Source organism: Methanococcoides alaskense (assembly GCF_027594145.1).
In the GTDB taxonomy this organism is placed as follows: domain Archaea; phylum Halobacteriota; class Methanosarcinia; order Methanosarcinales; family Methanosarcinaceae; genus Methanococcoides; species Methanococcoides alaskense.
Genome location: NZ_JAQFFK010000003.1, coordinates 496,924 through 513,970, shown reverse-complemented (window position 1 = coordinate 513,970; position 17,047 = coordinate 496,924). Strand labels below are relative to the sequence as shown.

At 40.8% G+C, this 17,047-nt stretch carries 21 protein-coding genes, 1 tRNA gene and 1 pseudogene; 7 read left to right on the top strand and 16 right to left on the bottom strand.

The window, feature by feature from the left end:
• The first annotated feature begins 8 nt into the window (after positions 1 to 8).
• Positions 9 to 1,433: a DUF7289 family protein gene (locus tag PBV53_RS06380; protein ID WP_270096321.1), complete on the top strand. Its 1,425-nt coding sequence runs from the start codon at positions 9 to 11 to the stop codon at positions 1,431 to 1,433.
• A gap of 90 nt (positions 1,434 to 1,523) precedes the next feature.
• Here PBV53_RS06380 and tnpB read toward each other — a convergent pair whose 3' ends face one another.
• The 3 genes from tnpB to PBV53_RS06365 all read right to left on the bottom strand — a co-directional run bounded on the left by tnpB (position 1,524) and on the right by PBV53_RS06365 (position 4,742).
• Positions 1,524 to 2,642: an IS200/IS605 family element RNA-guided endonuclease TnpB gene (tnpB, locus tag PBV53_RS06375; RefSeq protein ID WP_270096320.1), complete on the bottom strand. Its 1,119-nt coding sequence runs from the start codon at positions 2,640 to 2,642 to the stop codon at positions 1,524 to 1,526.
• A gap of 357 nt (positions 2,643 to 2,999) precedes the next feature.
• Entirely contained in the window at positions 3,000 to 3,587 is a 588-nt protein-coding gene (locus tag PBV53_RS06370; RefSeq protein ID WP_270096319.1) for a glycerophosphoryl diester phosphodiesterase membrane domain-containing protein, read from the bottom strand.
• 69 nt (positions 3,588 to 3,656) lie between these two features.
• On the bottom strand, positions 3,657 to 4,742 hold the full coding sequence (locus PBV53_RS06365) for a mechanosensitive ion channel family protein (protein WP_270096318.1): 1,086 nt from the start codon (positions 4,740 to 4,742) through the stop codon (positions 3,657 to 3,659).
• 271 nt (positions 4,743 to 5,013) lie between these two features.
• Between PBV53_RS06365 and PBV53_RS06360 the strand changes: the two genes are divergently transcribed.
• Complete coding sequence (locus PBV53_RS06360) at positions 5,014 to 5,337, top strand: hypothetical protein (protein WP_270096317.1); 324 nt, start codon at positions 5,014 to 5,016, stop codon at positions 5,335 to 5,337.
• Positions 5,338 to 5,520: 183 nt separating this feature from the next.
• On the opposite strand, the gene dut is transcribed toward PBV53_RS06360, so the two are convergent.
• Entirely contained in the window at positions 5,521 to 5,952 is a 432-nt protein-coding gene (gene dut, locus PBV53_RS06355) for a dUTP diphosphatase (protein ID WP_270096316.1), read from the bottom strand.
• Between the two features lie 32 nt (positions 5,953 to 5,984).
• A complete protein-coding gene (locus PBV53_RS06350; RefSeq protein ID WP_270096315.1) occupies positions 5,985 to 6,785 on the bottom strand; it encodes a dCTP deaminase/dUTPase family protein in 801 nt (266 codons plus the stop codon).
• A 219-nt stretch (positions 6,786 to 7,004) separates the two neighbouring features.
• Here PBV53_RS06350 and htpX point away from each other — a divergent pair, with 219 nt between their 5' ends.
• Positions 7,005 to 7,889 carry a zinc metalloprotease HtpX gene (gene htpX / locus PBV53_RS06345; RefSeq protein WP_374708514.1) on the top strand — a complete coding sequence of 295 codons (885 nt, stop codon included), beginning with the start codon at positions 7,005 to 7,007 and terminating at the stop codon, positions 7,887 to 7,889.
• Positions 7,889 to 8,461 (top strand): PspA-associated protein PspAB, encoded by a 573-nt coding sequence (gene pspAB, locus PBV53_RS06340; RefSeq protein WP_270096314.1) that lies wholly within the window; start codon positions 7,889 to 7,891, stop codon positions 8,459 to 8,461. The genes htpX and pspAB overlap by 1 nt, the downstream gene beginning before the upstream one ends.
• An 8-nt stretch (positions 8,462 to 8,469) precedes the next feature.
• Here pspAB and pspAA read toward each other — a convergent pair whose 3' ends face one another.
• Both pspAA and PBV53_RS06330 read right to left on the bottom strand, forming a co-directional pair.
• Positions 8,470 to 8,748 carry a PspA-associated protein PspAA gene (gene pspAA / locus PBV53_RS06335; protein ID WP_270096313.1) on the bottom strand — a complete coding sequence of 93 codons (279 nt, stop codon included), beginning with the start codon at positions 8,746 to 8,748 and terminating at the stop codon, positions 8,470 to 8,472.
• Positions 8,745 to 9,443 (bottom strand): PspA/IM30 family protein, encoded by a 699-nt coding sequence (locus PBV53_RS06330; RefSeq protein WP_270096312.1) that lies wholly within the window; start codon positions 9,441 to 9,443, stop codon positions 8,745 to 8,747. Before PBV53_RS06330 ends, pspAA begins: the two co-directional genes overlap by 4 nt.
• A gap of 227 nt (positions 9,444 to 9,670) precedes the next feature.
• Here PBV53_RS06330 and PBV53_RS06325 point away from each other — a divergent pair, with 227 nt between their 5' ends.
• Both PBV53_RS06325 and PBV53_RS06320 read left to right on the top strand, forming a co-directional pair.
• Positions 9,671 to 10,168: a flavodoxin family protein gene (locus tag PBV53_RS06325; RefSeq protein WP_270096311.1), complete on the top strand. Its 498-nt coding sequence runs from the start codon at positions 9,671 to 9,673 to the stop codon at positions 10,166 to 10,168.
• Positions 10,169 to 10,231: 63 nt separating this feature from the next.
• On the top strand, positions 10,232 to 10,426 hold the full coding sequence (locus PBV53_RS06320; protein ID WP_270096310.1) for a hypothetical protein: 195 nt from the start codon (positions 10,232 to 10,234) through the stop codon (positions 10,424 to 10,426).
• Positions 10,427 to 10,673: 247 nt separating this feature from the next.
• Here PBV53_RS06320 and PBV53_RS06315 read toward each other — a convergent pair.
• The 7 genes and pseudogenes from PBV53_RS06315 to PBV53_RS06285 form a co-directional block, all read right to left on the bottom strand.
• A tRNA-Thr gene (locus PBV53_RS06315) sits at positions 10,674 to 10,745 on the bottom strand.
• 62 nt (positions 10,746 to 10,807) lie between these two features.
• Positions 10,808 to 11,329 carry a chorismate--pyruvate lyase family protein gene (locus PBV53_RS06310; RefSeq protein WP_270096309.1) on the bottom strand — a complete coding sequence of 174 codons (522 nt, stop codon included), beginning with the start codon at positions 11,327 to 11,329 and terminating at the stop codon, positions 10,808 to 10,810.
• Between the two features lie 33 nt (positions 11,330 to 11,362).
• Positions 11,363 to 11,674 (bottom strand): DUF5611 family protein, encoded by a 312-nt coding sequence (locus PBV53_RS06305; RefSeq protein WP_270096308.1) that lies wholly within the window; start codon positions 11,672 to 11,674, stop codon positions 11,363 to 11,365.
• Positions 11,675 to 11,725: 51 nt separating this feature from the next.
• Positions 11,726 to 11,941 (bottom strand): sensor histidine kinase, encoded by a 216-nt coding sequence (locus tag PBV53_RS06300; RefSeq protein ID WP_270096670.1) that lies wholly within the window; start codon positions 11,939 to 11,941, stop codon positions 11,726 to 11,728.
• Between the two features lie 38 nt (positions 11,942 to 11,979).
• Positions 11,980 to 12,759: pseudogene (locus tag PBV53_RS09655) on the bottom strand (PAS domain-containing sensor histidine kinase); the annotation flags it as partial.
• Positions 12,760 to 12,774: 15 nt separating this feature from the next.
• The gene (locus PBV53_RS06290; RefSeq protein WP_270096307.1) at positions 12,775 to 13,410 is read right to left on the bottom strand and encodes a nitrogen regulation protein NR(II); all 636 of its coding nucleotides are present in this window, start codon (positions 13,408 to 13,410) and stop codon (positions 12,775 to 12,777) included.
• A 421-nt stretch (positions 13,411 to 13,831) separates the two neighbouring features.
• Complete coding sequence (locus PBV53_RS06285; RefSeq protein WP_270096306.1) at positions 13,832 to 14,527, bottom strand: radical SAM protein; 696 nt, start codon at positions 14,525 to 14,527, stop codon at positions 13,832 to 13,834.
• Between the two features lie 158 nt (positions 14,528 to 14,685).
• On the opposite strand from PBV53_RS06285, the gene PBV53_RS06280 reads away from it, so the two are divergent.
• On the top strand, positions 14,686 to 14,988 hold the full coding sequence (locus tag PBV53_RS06280; protein WP_270096305.1) for a hypothetical protein: 303 nt from the start codon (positions 14,686 to 14,688) through the stop codon (positions 14,986 to 14,988).
• Positions 14,989 to 15,026: 38 nt separating this feature from the next.
• Here PBV53_RS06280 and PBV53_RS06275 read toward each other — a convergent pair whose 3' ends face one another.
• Positions 15,027 to 16,022: a methanogenesis marker 2 protein gene (locus PBV53_RS06275; RefSeq protein ID WP_270096304.1), complete on the bottom strand. Its 996-nt coding sequence runs from the start codon at positions 16,020 to 16,022 to the stop codon at positions 15,027 to 15,029.
• A 40-nt stretch (positions 16,023 to 16,062) separates the two neighbouring features.
• Positions 16,063 to 16,953 (bottom strand): nitrogenase cofactor biosynthesis protein NifB, encoded by an 891-nt coding sequence (gene nifB / locus PBV53_RS06270; RefSeq protein ID WP_270096669.1) that lies wholly within the window; start codon positions 16,951 to 16,953, stop codon positions 16,063 to 16,065.
• Between the last annotated feature and the right edge of the window lie 94 nt (positions 16,954 to 17,047).

Below are 17,047 nucleotides of genomic sequence, written 5' to 3'. Positions count from 1 at the left end.
GAGAAAGGATGGAGAAGAACTGTAAGATACATGAATGCAACTTTGCTGCATCAGACGTTATCGGAGTACTGCTTATGTTCGCACTCACCATCGTTTCAATAAGTGCAATGCTTGTTTACAGTGTACCTATGATCTCTGACCTACAGGATGATGCACAGGCACAGAAAATAGAACAGGGTTTCACGATCCTGGACTCTCGTACCAGTAAAGTTGCCCTTGGGGAGTCACCCCTTCAGACAACATCAGTTTCACTCATAGGTGGAAGTATTAACGTGAACGATGATACTGTGGATGATAAAAGCAACATTCGAATTGTCATTACCAATCTAACTAACCCCGGCGCATCAGAGGATTTTAACTGCTCTTTTGGTACAATAGAATATACAAAAGATAACCAAAAGATAGCATATGAAGGTGGAGGAGTATGGTCTAAACATGAAGGTCGCGGAGGATCAGTTATGATCTCACCACCAGAATTCCATTACAACGGAGAAACACTCACCCTTCCAATAATGTCCATCACTGGCAGATCATCATCATCCGGCAACGGCGACATCAGTATTGCAGTTTCATCGGACAATAAACCTTCCATACTATTTCCTAACACCTCAATATCACCTTCAAGGAAAAATCCCATTAATTCAGATAAAGTATATATCTACATCAAGAGCCAGTATTATGACGCCTGGGCAGATTATGCTGATACAATGATCTACACAACTGCAACTCTCGACCATGAGAACACGACTGCGATCATCGAACTCGATGTCATGCCCCCAATGGGAACATCGACACTTACCAACATGCTAAAGGTCGGTGCAGTGAATGAATCAAACCCATTGCCAGTATATGATTTTTCCTTTTATCTTGAAGCAGAGAATTCCAATAATAATGGATTGAATCCTGCAAAATATGAGATAGGAGCAATATCCGGTACAAGGACACTCACATACAACCTTGCAAAAAAAGGTGGTGCAAATCAGCTTCAAGTCCATGTAACTTATAAGGATACAGCAGCTGGAGCTGACTATATTGAAGAATGGGAAGGAGTGGACGTTTACCCGGTAAGCAGTACTAAGGCAGACCAATATGCCACTGTAGATTACCTGGACCCTACATTCATGATGAGATATGTTCCTGGCACAAATGGTGCTACCCCTGACTTTTCATGGGGTCCTTCCGGACCCATAAGTGAACTTCCTGATGTTGAGATAAATAGTGGTAATGTTTCATTCTCGATGAACGACCTGACACAACATTACATGAAACTGATCACAAAGGATGGAGCGGTCATATTCGATATTGATGGTGGGAAGCAAGACCCTGTGGATTATGAGACATCAAAAATAACGATCAATTACGATGGAAGGCCCGGAGCTATCACTTTCCTGCACATTACCAGAAATGATATGGATGTTGCAATAACAGAGTGAACTACTCCACGCTTACGCATGGAGCTTCCTGCTTCATTCTTTGAACTATCGTTCACAAGTCCACAAGCTCTTCCCCTCGTTCCGAAGGTGTCAAATATTTAGTAGATTTTGATTTTGAAGTGCAAACTTCTTGATATTGATTGCGGCATTTATGTCCCTGTCATGTTCTGTATTACATTCAGGACAGCACCAATCTCGATCTTTCAAAGTCATTTTACCATTATGATATCCACAAACATTACATAATTTCGAAGATGGCTCAAATTGACCTATCTTCAATAGTGTATTTCCGTACCAATCAGCTTTATATTCGAGTTGTCGGAAAAACTCACTCCAAGAAACATCACTGATTGCTTGTGCAAGACAATGATTTTTTAACATACCTGAAACATTCAAGGATTCTACTGCAATTGCTTGGTTCTCGCTTATTAATTTAGAAGAAGTTTTGTGCAGGAAATCGTTTCTTTGGTTTCGGATTTTTTCATGAAGTTTTGCTACATTATGTCTGGCTTTATTTCGGTTCTTTGAACCACTTTGTTTCTTACTCATTCGTTTTTGTAAGATTTTCATCCTATCCATACTATTTCTAAGGTGTTTGGGATTGTCAATTTTTTCACCATTGGAAAGTATAGCGAAGTGAGTAAGTCCAACATCGATTCCTATTGTTGATTTATCATCGAAAAACTGTTTTTCAGGCACTACCTTTCCATCATCTACAAGAATACTGAGATAGTACTTTCCAGTAGGTGTTCTTGATAACGTAGCGGTTTTTAATTTACCTTCAAATTTCCTATGCAACTTTGCCTTTATTGGTTCCTTTATTTTTGGAAGTTTGATTGTATTAGTTTCAAAATCCACTGAATAATGTTGTGGTATCTGGAATGATTGTACGGGATTTTTCCTTGACTTGAAATTTGGGAAGCCTTTTTTCTCCCTGAAAAAACGAGTGAAAGCAGATTCGAGATTGATGAGTGTATTTAGTAATGATTGAGAATTGACTTCCTTCAACCAATCATTGTTTGGTTTCAAGTCATGGACAAGGCGGTGCTGTAATTCGAATCTCGACAAGTGTTGTTTATCAACTTCATACGCTTTATTTTTCTGCTCTAAAGCCCAATTATATGTAAACCTACATGCACCAATATGTTTTACAAGAATCTCGGTTTGAGATTCAGAGGGGCACAGTCGGTATTTGTAGGCTTTAAGCATCAATATACATCATGTTTTAACAATATATCAATGTTTTGTAAAATGAGGTTGTATGCGGATAGTACGGCTCCCATCTCCCACCTTACGGAAGGGGACTTCACGCCTTATAAGTTAAAAAAGAACCTAATATTGGAAGTGTGATGTGAATATCATTTCCAACACCTTTCCCACTTTCCATCCATATCTTTCCTTTATGACTAAAAGCATGTTTTCAGATTACAGACCGATACCAAAACCCCTTTTTACAAAAATATCTTTTTCCTTAGAGGCGTCTGGCGGTAATTTCCCATAAAACAATATGCAGAAACGAAATAAATTAAAAAAGATGAGGACATCGATATCCACATCTGTTAAAGATCACTGATTTTCATCATCCTGATCTGATACATCTGTATATTCAGCAGTATAATTGCCCTCAGACCCAAGGTAGGACTCAGCAGCTGCAACTAATGCAATTGTTATGATCGGAATGGTTACAAAGGATACGATGTAGGTAATTCCACCAATCGTACTGATGATAGCCACAATGATAAACAATACCAGACTATCCACAAAATTCTTCTTTGAAATATCTATACTTTCCTTTATTGCATCCATGGCGCCATAGTCCTTTATGACAAGCAGAGGGAAGGAATAGATAAGGAGAATTGAAAGGATCAAGCCTGGAAGTATCAGGAATATGTAGCCTATACCAATAAGGATAACAGAGACAAGCAAAAGGACCCAGCTTTTCACAAAACGATTGAAACCTTCGAACACATCATTGATCTCGACCTTTTCTCCCCTCAGACCTTTCACAGCCATATAAGTAAGACCATAGAATAGCGGAGCTATTGTCACAATGAAGATGGAACCGAATACCACGATGATCGTAGCTACGATAAAGGCAGCAACGTTGTCCTTGAAAGCGTTCCAGGATCTACTAAATATATCTTCATAATCCAAAATGTCACCTCAAAAATAGATTGGTTCCCACACATATATAATTTTGTTAATGAGGGAACTTATAGTGGATCATTCCGGCTTCAACAAGGTATATGTGGGAAATGGTATCCCGATACCTGCTTTTTTGAACTCTATGTCTATCAAGGTATTTACATCGTTGATGACACTGAACTTCTCGGAAGGATATTTTACCCAGAGTATCAAAGCAAAATCAAGACTGAAATCTCCATGATTATCAAAACGAACAGAGGGTTTCGGATCATCCAGAACGAGATCGATATCATTTCCGATCTTAAGCAGGACCTCCTTTACCTTTGAAACATCAGAGCCATATTCGACCCCTATCATTATTTTTACCATCATCTGTGGCTGGGGAGAAGTGTAGTTCACTATCTTGTTGTTCGCAATGATGCTATTCGGGATTATGATCATATTGTTGTAAAAATCAAGTATACGGGTACTTCTGATCCCTACTTCCTGTACGAGCCCTATCTGACCATCACCGATCTCGATACGATCTCCATTCTTGAACGGCTTGTCATAGTAGATGGAAAGACCACCAAAGAATTGGGATATGGCATCCTTTGCAGCAAAGGCAATGGCGATACCAACGATCCCGGCAGATGCAAAGAGAGGACCTACATTGATGCCCCATACCCCTTCGAGAACCATACCGATTCCGACAACTATGATGATGATATCAGACAACCCTTTTAGCAATGGCAGGAGCTCATCATCCATTTGGGTTTCCGTTTTCTGTACAAGTCCTGGGAAAACGTTGTCAAACAATATCTTGTTTATATTGACCAATGCAAATAGCCATATCAGAGCCAGAAGTGTCAGCAAGAGATTATTGATAACGATCAGGAAATACGCTCCAATACCCACTACGGAAAGGGCAAGAAATATCCCGAAGAATATCAACGTATAGTAGATCGGACGTTTTACAGCCTTGAGGACAAGATCATCGATCTTGAATCGGGTCTTTGCCGTGTAATGCAAAAGCACTTTTTTAAAAACGAGATCCACAGCGAAAGCAAGGATTATTGAGGAAATAATTATCAGTGCAGCCACAGCCAGTTTAGATCCAATTGTATCAAAAAGGGGTCCTGCCATCTGCTGGGCGTACAAGGATATGGTATTATTGATTTGCATAACAATGATACAATTGAAAAGAGACTATATATTTATATGGATACACCCTCCGGAACAACATTCCGCATTGTCTTAAGTATCTCTTTGCTTGTTGCAGCAGCCCTCTTATTTTAAACCGAAAAGTCTGGGGTGCTGCCCATGTGCAGCCACATAAATGAGCACAGATAAAATAGCTCCCACAAAGCATCATTAAAGATACGGGCTTGTGAATTCTTGAAGTAGCTATATTATATAATGATAGAACTAATAGCTCCATAGAGGATTGGACAAAATGTACACCGTATATATAAAAGCAGCTAAAGATGAAAATATCTTCACCCCTTGCAATGTCAATGTTGATGCCATCAAATACATCCATTGCATAGAGAACAAAGTTTTCCTGGCTCTAAATCCTGAAGACGTAGGGTCCATGATCTGCATATATGCCGGAAAGCCCATCAATGCAGAAGAACAGATCGATAACATCGTATCCCTCATTGCATCAGCAAAAGCAGAATCTGAAACATACGATATGCCAATCATACTTGACTTTTCAGAACAGATCGACCAGCCAAAGGCCACCATGATGCGTGGTCCCCGTGTTGTTGCAAAGTGAGATTCTATTTTTAGTTGTGCCAATGGCACAACTCTTTGTTATTAAATTGTCTTTTTGGGAACCTAGCTAAAGGTAAGTGATTTAAGGCGCCTTCCACTTTAGCGGCGCCAGACAATCACTTAAAGATTCATCAGAGTTATGAATTACATTCTATTGAAATTTTAAAGATGGATGTTACATCCATTAATAACCTGTAGAACCGAATCCACCTTCTCCTCTTTTTGTATCATTAATTTCATCCACATTAACGATATCAACCCTAAGTACTGGTTTTATTACCATTTGTGCAATTTTCATTCCTTCTTCAACTTTAAAGCGTTCTTTTCCATGATTGATGAGAATAACCCCAATTTCGCCCCTATACCCTTCATCTATGGTTCCAGGAGTGTTCAACACAGTTATTTTATGTTTAAGAGCTAGACCACTTCTAGGCCTTACCTGTGCTTCTGTATTTTCTGGCAATTCAATAATAATTCCAGTTTTTATTAGTGCTGTATCTCCGGGTTCAATTTCAACATTTTCAACCGAAAATAAATCAAGTCCGGCATCACCTGGATGAGCATATTCAGGTAATTTTGCTTTTTTGTTGATACATTTTATTTTTAATATATTCATAAAATTCACTCCAATGATTTTTTTTGGTTATGTTATAAATTATCGATAAATGAGAATGCTCTTGGTAACAGAAGAGTAAATAGGGCTAACATGAATAAAATATAGCTGCTTGTATCTGTTAGTTCATAAGTATTTTTAACATACACAAATATGATTATTGAAATACCAATTAAAACAGACTTAGCAATATATCCTACTGATGGATGATTATGCAATAAATTGATATGGAATTTATCTTCATAATTTTGCCGTTCTAGTTCTTTATATTGTATCGAATTAAGCATTTCACTTTCTAATTCGCCTTGCATTTTAATCCAATTGTTCTCTTCACTCCACTCATTGAATTTGTCGAGTTCTTCTTCTTTCAAAAGCTCAATTTGGCCAGGAGTATTGTCATGTCGCTTTTTGTTATCTGTCGGTGTATTTAAATAATGAAACATTAGTGAAACGAACGTACTTCCTACTTTCAATTTATATGGCTTACCTGAATGATTATGTATTGCTATTAAAGATAAACCTAAATACATAGGGTCTAAAGTCGTACCTATGTGCCCTAATCCCTTTGATACCATAGAAACTTTAGAGTGATAAGTGCCACCTATTTTATTTGATACATAGAGGGCTTCATTTGTGTAAATCAGTGCAGTATCATTTTCTGGAATGATAATAGTTTTTTCATCCTCACAAATATTATGACTTGTCGAAACAGACCATGCAAATTTGCTAGCTGTTAAATTAATAGTATTGTCATTGATGTTTTCACGTTTGAGAGGATGAATAAAAATATTTTTTCCAATTTCTTTCTTTAAATCTTTGATACTTAAAACTGACATGTTGCAGACCTTACCCCACATCATTTAAAATCTTTACTATTTCTGAATTTTCTACAAATCCCATCGACTTAAGCATAAGTTCCTTGGCAACTTTTACTACCAAACTACTCAAATACATTGCATATATTCATAAACTGTCAATTCCGTATAAGCATACTATAACATACATTTATGAATACGATGTAAACATATTTTATGTGAGGATAAGGAGTTATCAATTTGAAATGGAAACATGACAGGGGACTTGAGGTAAGGATGTTGTTGACACTGTTCCTGCTGGCGGCGGTGTACCTAGGATTTCTGGCTTTCCTGGTATATTCAGGTACGCCTCAGATGTTCATGGTGCTGTTCATAGGCGCATTCATGGGATTACAATACTATTACTCGGACAAGCTGGTGCTCTGGACCATGCATGCCAAGGTCGTTACTGCGCATGAAGAACCTGACCTTCACCAGACCATCACAAGATTATGTGCCATAGCGGACCTGCCAATGCCCAGGGTGGCAGTGGTGACCACCTCGATCCCAAATGCCTTTGCAACTGGACGAGGTCCCAAAAATGCGGTTGTTGCCGTGACCACAGGTCTGATGGACCAGCTTAACCAGGGTGAGCTTGAAGCTGTGCTTGCGCATGAGCTGAGCCATGTGAAGAACAGGGATATGGCCATACTGACCATAGCCAGTTTCATATCTACCTTGGCATTCTACATAGTAAGGTACAGTTTCTACTTTGGGGGCATGGGGGGTATGGGTGGCAGAAGGAAAGAATCAGGCGGTATCATTGCGATATGGATCGTCTCACTGCTGGTATGGGTCATAAGTTTCCTGCTGATACGCGCCCTTTCGAGATACAGGGAATTTGCGGCGGACAAGGGTTCTGCTGTCATCACAGGGCAGCCCTCCAACCTGGCATCTGCACTGACCAAGATAAGCGGGATCATGCCTCGTATTCCCAAGGATGATCTGAGGGAAGTGGAGGGCATGAACGCCTTTTTCATAATCCCGGCAGTCTCGGGTTCTTTCATGAACCTGTTATCGACCCACCCTTCCACAGAAAAAAGGATCGCAGCACTCGAAAAGATACAAAGGGAGCTTGAACTATAATGGGATTTAAAAGCATGTTCGATTCCCTGCTTGGCAGAAGCAAGTTGCCGGAATCGAATACGGACCGATTGTTCTCTATCTCGACAGCAGTCGTTACAATGGAAGTGAACCTGAACCTCCAGCCATCCGGTCAGGCAGGCATCTGTTTTAAGTCCATGTCCCTTTCCCAGTATGAGAACACCAGAAAGGAGATAGAAGACCTGTTAAGTTACAGCACAAAGGAAACAGGGACAAAGTATCACATCGAGAAGGATAAATACAACTTTCTCTGGGTGATGCTGGATGATAAGGATTTCGAGGACCTTGTCACAAACATACACATGATCAGCCAGACCCTGATAGAGCAGGGTTTTTCAGAACAGATCCTGTGCGCTGTTTATAGGTTTGAGAGCAAAGGACCGGTCTACTGGATATATAGTTTCAAGCAGGGTAACTACTATCCTTTCGTACCACTAAAGAAACAGGAAAGGGACAATTCCATGGAGTTGCGGCTCAAGTCCCTCATAGAGGGCGAGCTGCCAATTGAGAAAAATGTGGAGAAATGGTATCCCCTCTGGGGGATGCCATTCTAAATCTTTTTTTAATCTTCGAGCAGACCGCTTCCGGTAAAGATCTCCGTTGCTTCTTCCAGACTAAGGTCCTCAGGCGGAACGATGATGTTGGATTCCACAATACTTGAATCATCAATTGGCTTTCCATTTGACTTGACCACATTGATGAGCTTTAAAAGTTCAGTTCTGTAATCAGCTTCATTTCCCTTGCCTACAAGCTCCACTATCCTGTTATCAATGCTGTTGAGCTCATCGAACAGACTTCCAGGGACCTCATACTGCCCTTCACCCATTATCCTGATTATCATTTACCTTCCTCCTGCCTGAGTTTTGCCAGCTCCGTTTCGACATTCGATTCTGCACTGATCTTTGCAAGTTCCCTGTCAATGTCATCCCCACTGCTTGTGATATCATCAAGGGTCCCTGTATCAATGAGTTCATCAAGGGCAGAGGCACGTGCCTTCATATCTTCGGTCTTATTCTCTGCTCTCTCAACGGCAAGACCCACATCCGCCATCTCTTCACTGATACCTGATACTGATTCACTGATATTTACCTGGGCCTCAGCAGCTGTATATTGTGCCTTGATCGTCTCCTTCTTTGTCCTGAACACCTCTACTTTGGTTGAAAGACGTTTCTCAGCAGCCACAAGCTTATCTTGCTCCTTTCCAAGGTCCGCGATCTGCTGGTCAAGTCCCTGAGCCTGGACCTCCAGTGCTCCCTTGCGCTCAAGAGCAAGTCTTGCAAGATCTTCCCTGTCACTCTTGATGGCAGCTCTTGCCTGCCCTGCCAGTTTATCAATACTCTGCATCAGCTTTGAACGTTGTAGCTGAAGTCTTTTCTTTGAGGTTGCGACATCAGCCACCCCTCTTTTTACACCCTGTAACATTTCCAGTTGTTTCTCATAGGAATAATCAAGTGTCTCTCTGGGGTCCTCCATGCGATTGACGATCTTGTTCATCTTCGCTTTGAGGACGGTTTCCATCCTGTTAAATAGACTCATATTTTCCCTCCCATTATTATGTGCATGTTAGTCCACAGGACTAACTATCATATTGTTATTTGACACGTTTACTATTTCTAATTTTAGCTTCAGTGAATATTCGATACAATTCCAAAAAGAAGGTTATAATTTTGTACCGAAATTGAAAAAGTATATTTTACTAACCCTTGCCTATATAAATGTGTAGAGAGTAATTCTTATTGAAATAATAAGGAAGGTGGGATTACATGAAAACATTAGTAACATATTTTTCACAGACAGGAAACACAAAGAAGATAGCCGAAGCTATTTATGATGAGATTACCGGTGAAAAGGATATTAAAGAGATCAAGGACGTAAGCAATTTTGAAGGCTATGACCTTGTATTCGTAGGTTCTCCAGTAATGGAATTTAACATACCTCAGAAAGTTACAAATTTTATTTCAAAGAATGTGGCTGGTAAGAACATGGCATTCTTCATGACCCATGCTGCTCCTGAAGGATTTGAAGCCATACATTCATGGACTGGCTCCATCGAGGATTTTGCAGCTAGCGGAAATTACCTTGGTACATTCGAATGTCAGGGAGAACTTGCACAGCCTGTTATGGAAATGCTCGAAAAGTCCGATGACCCAGAGATGAAGGGTTTTGCTGCTATGGTGGCTCCTGGTAAGGGACAGCCTGACGAAGCTCATGTACAGAAGGCAAGGCAATTTGCAAAGGAAATTCAGGCAAAGGCACAGTGACCTTATATCTCTGATAATCTGCAATTCATGCGGATCCATAATTAAGAAAAGGGGATAGATAAGATGGCAGACCAAAAAAAAGCTCCCGTGTTCTGTGAGAAATATTGCCTAATATGCAAAGGAGCACGTTCAGGCAATGGCTTTTGCAAAGCACTTCAGAACCTTGAATTGAAGATAGTTGGGAAGAAAGGTTGTATCTGGGGTAAGGCAAGAACTGAATACTACGGTGTCACGCCCGATCAGCCAATTCCAAAATGAATATTAAAAAATAGAAGGCCATAAAGCCTTTTATTCTCTCCTTTTTCTACTTTTAATGTGTTTTCCAGGCACATACATTATAGTCTTCAGTATACTAAGGAGAATTCCTTTATAGATTTCAGAATAAGTCACATCCTCAATGCGTTTTTCGATAGCCTTGAGGCTTTTGTTGAAGTTACATAGAAAAATTTGTTTCACCTTCCTTGAACTTGTCAAGGCAGGTGAGGGATTTATACTGTAATTAGAAAGCCTCGGGCGTGATTTGAACACGCGACCTCGTCCTTACCAAGGACGCGCTATACCCCTAAGCCACCGAGGCATCATTATTAATGGGTACAACTCCCTGATACACAGAATCAAATATGAAGCTTTCGGTTGGGTTTATAAATCCCAGCGTTCATCCACTGGAAACCTCTCATTTATCCACATCATGGTACTGTTGTCATGTACTATGTGATAGGAGCGTGAAAGTACTCTGTTGATATCGAAAAGTGGGTCATTTTCGGTAATATTGATATTATCGAAATCCCTGCGGGTCTCAATGCCACTTTTCCTCAATATCTTGCCAATGGGTATATCTGCGCGCATCAGGTCCTGGCGTATATTTTCGGGCATCCTATCTATGGGAGACAGGGACAAGGCTCTCACAAAAGGAATATCGCCTGCAAGAAGGGTGACCAGACGATAGTTAACGTCTGACCCTTCAGGGACCTTCAACAGAGAAGACATCTCAGTATCCGCTTTAACGATATGCTGTGCTTCAGTGACCACTGAAACGTCCTTACGGGTCATTATCTCCAAAAGGAAAGTCACAGAGCCATCTGTACCGGCACATACCCTCAGGCATGTAGGGATGTCAAATGCCTTGAGATCCCTTAAGAATTCCGAATTAACGAATGTCACTACTGATCAATATCCGAACTTTTTTTAATATCATCACTTTGCAACTGCTTTCTTTGCCTGGTTACGGCGTTCCTTAGCAGTATATCCGGTCGCGATCAAAAGGAAATCCCGGAAACGTTTGTTCGTATCAAGGATAAGCTCATCGTCAACAGAAGAAACATCCATGTCCGTATCCACTACAAGCATCTTGCCATTCATAGAAACAGACAACTCCTTGATAACACCATACGAAACAGAGAGCTTATCGCCATCTCTCTTGATGTCAACTGGGAAACATTTGCCTACTTCTTCATAGATCCGTTCGATATCCGGAGAAAAACCACGTTTTAACTTATATTCCTGCATTGCAATCCCTTTCGTAAATACATTGAACACGAATAAATATTCCGGTGAGAATCAGCCTAATTTCTTCAAAGTCACCCAAAAAGCACATCCTTTTCCATCAGGATTGTCATCGACACCCACCTGACCCTTATGAAGTTCAGCAATCCTCTTAACAATTGCAAGCCCCAGACCCGCACCTTTGATATGATCACAATTAAACCTTGTGAACCTCTCAAACAAAAAGGGTTTGTCAGCATCAAGAACTCCAATACCATTGTCCCTGACCATCACTTTCCAATGATCACCAAGTTCCGCAACATCCAGCTCTACCCTGGAGCCTTCCGGACTAACTTTATCGCATTGGAAAGATAGTTGACAAACACCTTATCAACCATCGGATTCGCATAAGCATGACATTCCCCTTTAAAAATTAGCGAGACATCTATCGACTTCTTGCGTGAATACGGCTCAAGGTCCTCGATCACATTCTTCAAAATGGAAATAATATCAATCATCTTAAAGTCAATATCTTCGATCGACTCCAGCTTTGCATATTTCAATGAAGATTCAATGAGATCGATCATCTTAATGTTGCTTTTGCGGATCATCCGTACCGATCTTTCCATCACAGGATCATCTATTTTATTGGACAAGAACTTGGAATAACCCTTAATAATTCCAGCCGGATTCATCAGATCATGACTTAACATATCAACGAAAACATCCTTGGTATCATGCAGGCACTTCAACTCCTCATTGACACGTGACAAATGTTCAATACGTTTTCTATCGGACAGATCTCTGGAAGTAATAAGGACTACTGGTTTTTCCTCATGATCAATAAGCCTGCAATTGAGCTCGACAGGAATACATTTTCCATCTCTTGTATTGCAGCAAGACTCTAAAAGAACAGAATGGATATTATCGGAACTGTTCAGAACATCTATCGTTTCCATAATTGAGGCATCATCAAAAATTATAGAGTTATCCATACCAAGTAACTCGAAATACGAGTAGCCCAGCCCATCACATGCAACCTGATTGAGCTCCCATATCTTACCATCAAGATCAAGGATGATCATGGGATCAGTTGCTTTTTCGAAAAAGGTCTTGAACTTGAATTAGGTCTTGTTCACATACATAGTAGCAGACAGAACAAGTCCGTTCAGTTTTTCAGAATTTGCTTGTATCGCTTCGATCGCACGTATTCGTTCTTCATTGACCTCACCATCAAGGAGAAGATCAGTATATTTTTTGATCGAAGCTGAAGGACTCAGAGGATAACACTCTGACCGCTCACAAAAGACCTTATCAGAAGGAATAGGTTCGTGCTTTTCAAAGAACGCTACAGGATCATTGTATTTCATCTGCCCGGTTATATCATAGAAATAACCCACCCAGCCTTCATTATAAATATCAGACTTAATAGGATATAGTCGGTGTTCCAACCACCTGTGGACTGCACCTTTTTTTGGAGGTATGTGTAGAAATATCTTTTCACCTTTGCAAAGCTGACCGGTAACATTCGAATAACCGGAACTTACCCCGGATCCTGAGACCGAGGAAAGTATCTGGCATAGATCCATCCCAACAACAGGATCATTCTGCCCACATAGATCATGGATCAAGAAGTGATTTGCCCATTTTACCTTCAGATCACCATCTAATACGACCACACCGACTTTCAGGTGATCCAAAACATCACTGGTCAATAAGCTGTAGATGCATTCTATATGTTTTAATGCATCTGATTCCACCTTTTGACCTCCCAAATTATAATTAAAAGATATTAACTAACTGTTTATTTAAAATAAATAAATGCATCTTAATATTAAAACATATCCATTTAACTTTAAGTGTCATCCCTATGCACAAATTGTAGCATTTCATAGCCATAAATATATACCACACTCATTTACATTGAACAAATTTGATATTAATAACTACATATAACACCCCGGAGCACAACGTAAATAAATAAGAGATTACATATTATTACAATGAGTAAGGTTATATGATCGGTTCATACCGTACTAACACCAACCACCACAACAATTTTTTTTCCGTCGTTCAAAACCTTACTCATTCCTAAATCGATCTTATAAATGTCGATAAACATTATCACCCATTTTGATCAATTTTACACATCTCTTCGGAAACCTGTGGCCAGAACCAGCCTTATTTATCAAGGACCACTTTCCCATTTACACCCATCAGAATAACGTGGGGTACGACCAAAAGAGCCTTCTTTCCGATCTTTTCCATATCCACCCATCCAGGGACAGCACTGTCATAGTCTTGAAATGGAAGATCGAAATCGGGATTGCTCAGGAACTGATAGAACAGTACTTCAGAAGCACCCTCCATATATGGGAACAAAGAAGGTAAAGTAACAAGGTTCACATAACCTGGAATTACGCGCACCCATATACGCAACCACTTTTTGCGAGCGATCTCGAGGGAGGCTCTTAACAAGGTCACATATTTCTTAGTTCTCTCTTCAGACATGCCTGTCAGCTCCATAATAGCCTTCAAGTCATCAAGAGGTGCTTTCAATTCCAGGACAAAACCATGTACGTAAGGCAATGCTCCTTCCAGAACCTCAGGTTTCATCCCATTTGATTTTAACAGAACCTCTTTTCCAGCATCATTAAGTGCTTTTATGAGAGGAATAAGCTCTTTTTGCAATGTCGGCTCAGCCCCACCAAGGTGAACGGTCTTAGAATAGGACTTTTTGGCAAGATCGACCACTTCCTCCACAGACATTTCTTTGAAAGGCTGATGAATGTGAACACAATAAGGACATTTCATATTACAACCAAAAAATTCCACACGCATCATTCCATTAGAATCAGATATATCGACCAAACGCATCCATACCCTCCAGTTACAAGATTACCTACCTTGAATAGTAAGTTTTTCGGCAAAGAATATTAACCTATGTAACTACCCCCAGCCTTTCAGATAGGCATCACAGCGATTACTATTTATGCAGAACATGCCATCAATTCATTAGATCCAAGGTGACCATAATGCCAAAAAAACTAACAATTGAAGATCTCGAAAGAAGGAAAGAGAAGATAGAGATAGAAGAAGAACTTGGCGAAAAGCTTGAAGACCTTTATGACATCATAATGCCTCCGGGAACTCCATCTTACATAATGTATGATATGATCGAAGAGTTCGAACTGGAACCGGTCGAAAGGAAACTTACTGTCAACATCGTGGAATGTGACGAAAGGAACGTTATAGTCCTTAGAGGAAAACTCGAGGTCGTAAAGGAAGCAGAACAGTATTACTTCAAAGAGATGAAAGAATATATCAACTCAGACTGATCTAATAAAAGGAATGACCTGATGGCAGTGCCACAGAGTCATTCAACATCTTTTGCACTCAATTCAATTCCGGTTATAGTATCAGAGTTCAGGTCAAAGACAACTGCTTTTTGCTCACCCGAGTATATATCCACGAGACCCGAATCATTGATGCTTCCAACAACCGCTGCGGTTATACCGACCTCTTCAAAGATACGTATACATTCATCACAGTTCTCCGGTTTTGTGCTAATGACATAACCAGTAGCAGGGTATATCTTAAGCCATTGTTCAAGCTCAAGCTCGTCAGGGATCGGGATCATATTGAGGTCCACGGATGCACCTACCTTGCTGGTCTCACATAACATACCCAGAGTTCCGATAGTACCGGGATTGCTGATATCCTTTCCTGCGATCGCCAATTTCCTTTCAGCAATGGTCTGCATTACAAGGAAACGGTCACGAACTGTTTGAGCATCCTTGAAAGATGTGGTATCCCAGCTGTAAGGAGAATTTTTCCCAACCCGACCATCCATATCATAAGCAACTATTATCGAATCTCCGGGTTTTGCCATATCACTTCTGATGATACAGTCCTTTTTGGCGACTCCGATTATCGCGACCCCAAGGGAATTGTAAGGGGTGTCAGGGTGAATGTGACCACCCACCATGGGAACGCCGAACTTCTTCACGCCGTCCTTTATGCCCCGCATCATCTCTTTGCAGGCCTCCGTGTCACAAGAGGACATGACATTGACCATTGCAACTGGCCTTCCACCCATTGCGGAGATATCATTTACATTGACAACTACGGAAGTGTACCCTGTCCACCATTGGCTTTCCATTGCGATCTTGCCCCAGATAGCATCAGCAGCGAACAGGATCACCTCATCACCACCAGTATCTAAGACCGCAGCATCATCGCCAAAGTCAACGATCGTCTCGCCGTATTCACTGCGGACATCCTCGAACATATTCACGATATCAGCAATGGGCTTTTTACGGGTCACACCTTCAAAATTACAAAGTTTCACGGCTAATTGTTCAATATCCAATCGGATCCACCCTTAAATGTCCTTAAAAAAGAATGAAAGATCATTCACTGTGATCTTTCTTTTCGATCGACTCCATCTTAATGACGTTCCTGCGCTCTTCGCTCATCTGTGAAAGGTCCTTACCGATAAGACCGTAAGCATCAGACCTGCATTGGCGACAGTGCCTCATCTGCTGTACGTAAGGTTCACAGGAGTCCTGCATCTCTTTACGTACTTCATTGGATGGAGGTTCCATGTCCGCGAACTTTGCCTGACATATGAGAGGCATGATGTTCATGATGAAAACACCCATTTCGCGTATCTTCTTTGCAACCTCTATAATATGGTCTTTATTGATCTCCGGGATCAGGACGGTGTTCACCTTTATGACCATCCCTGCCTTAACAGCTTTCTCTATTCCTTCAAGCTGGTTGGCAATGAGGATCTCTGCAGCTTCAACGCCTGTGTAGTATTTGCCTTTGTAAGATATATGGTCAACTATCTGTGCCTGGATCTTAGGATCGATGGCATTAAGGGTCACAGTAAGTGTACTGACCCCTACCCTGAGTAGCTCGTCCATTTTCTCCGGCAGAGCAAGACCATTAGTACTAAGACAAAGAGTTACATCCGGGAACTCGTTCCTGATAAGTTCGAGGGTCTCAAAGGTCTCATCGTTAGCTAAAGGATCACCTGGACCTGCCACAGCTACCACCTTAATGAAAGGATGGTCTTTGAGAACCTGCCGAGTCTTTTCAAGGGCTTCCTGTGGAGTTAATATTTCACTTGTCACACCAGGGCGGCTTTCGTTCACACAATCGAACTTACGGTCACAATAGTTGCACTGTATATTGCATTTTGGAGCAACAGCCAAATGTATTCGGCCAAATTTATGCTGCGCGTTCTTATCATAACAAGGATGTTCTGAGATCTTACGCATAGTCTCTCGATCCATATCATTTACATCATGACATTCTTCAGTGATTTTATTTGTATCAGGCAAAATATGTCCTCCGGCAGTAATAAAGCATCTGAACTTAAATTAAGAT

Excerpts from the sequence above, each read along its gene's own strand:
- PBV53_RS06350 (WP_270096315.1), bottom strand. The coding sequence starts at position 6,785 with ATGTCAGTTTTAAGTATCAAAGATTTAAAGAAAGAAATTGGAAAAAAT.
- nifB (WP_270096669.1), bottom strand. The coding sequence starts at position 16,953 with ATGGATCGAGAGACTATGCGTAAGATCTCAGAACATCCTTGTTATGAT.
- PBV53_RS06285 (WP_270096306.1), bottom strand. The coding sequence starts at position 14,527 with ATGCGTTTGGTCGATATATCTGATTCTAATGGAATGATGCGTGTGGAA.
- pspAA (WP_270096313.1), bottom strand. The coding sequence starts at position 8,748 with ATGATAATCAGGATAATGGGTGAAGGGCAGTATGAGGTCCCTGGAAGT.
- PBV53_RS06330 (WP_270096312.1), bottom strand. The coding sequence starts at position 9,443 with ATGAGTCTATTTAACAGGATGGAAACCGTCCTCAAAGCGAAGATGAAC.
- PBV53_RS06380 (WP_270096321.1), top strand. The coding sequence starts at position 9 with ATGGAGAAGAACTGTAAGATACATGAATGCAACTTTGCTGCATCAGAC.
- PBV53_RS06300 (WP_270096670.1), bottom strand. The coding sequence starts at position 11,941 with ATGGTCAGGGACAATGGTATTGGAGTTCTTGATGCTGACAAACCCTTT.
- pspAB (WP_270096314.1), top strand. The coding sequence starts at position 7,889 with ATGGGATTTAAAAGCATGTTCGATTCCCTGCTTGGCAGAAGCAAGTTG.
- PBV53_RS06360 (WP_270096317.1), top strand. The coding sequence starts at position 5,014 with ATGTACACCGTATATATAAAAGCAGCTAAAGATGAAAATATCTTCACC.
- dut (WP_270096316.1), bottom strand. The coding sequence starts at position 5,952 with ATGAATATATTAAAAATAAAATGTATCAACAAAAAAGCAAAATTACCT.
- tnpB (WP_270096320.1), bottom strand. The coding sequence starts at position 2,642 with ATGCTTAAAGCCTACAAATACCGACTGTGCCCCTCTGAATCTCAAACC.
- PBV53_RS06305 (WP_270096308.1), bottom strand. The coding sequence starts at position 11,674 with ATGCAGGAATATAAGTTAAAACGTGGTTTTTCTCCGGATATCGAACGG.
- PBV53_RS06320 (WP_270096310.1), top strand. The coding sequence starts at position 10,232 with ATGGCAGACCAAAAAAAAGCTCCCGTGTTCTGTGAGAAATATTGCCTA.
- PBV53_RS06280 (WP_270096305.1), top strand. The coding sequence starts at position 14,686 with ATGCCAAAAAAACTAACAATTGAAGATCTCGAAAGAAGGAAAGAGAAG.
- PBV53_RS06325 (WP_270096311.1), top strand. The coding sequence starts at position 9,671 with ATGAAAACATTAGTAACATATTTTTCACAGACAGGAAACACAAAGAAG.
- PBV53_RS06365 (WP_270096318.1), bottom strand. The coding sequence starts at position 4,742 with ATGCAAATCAATAATACCATATCCTTGTACGCCCAGCAGATGGCAGGA.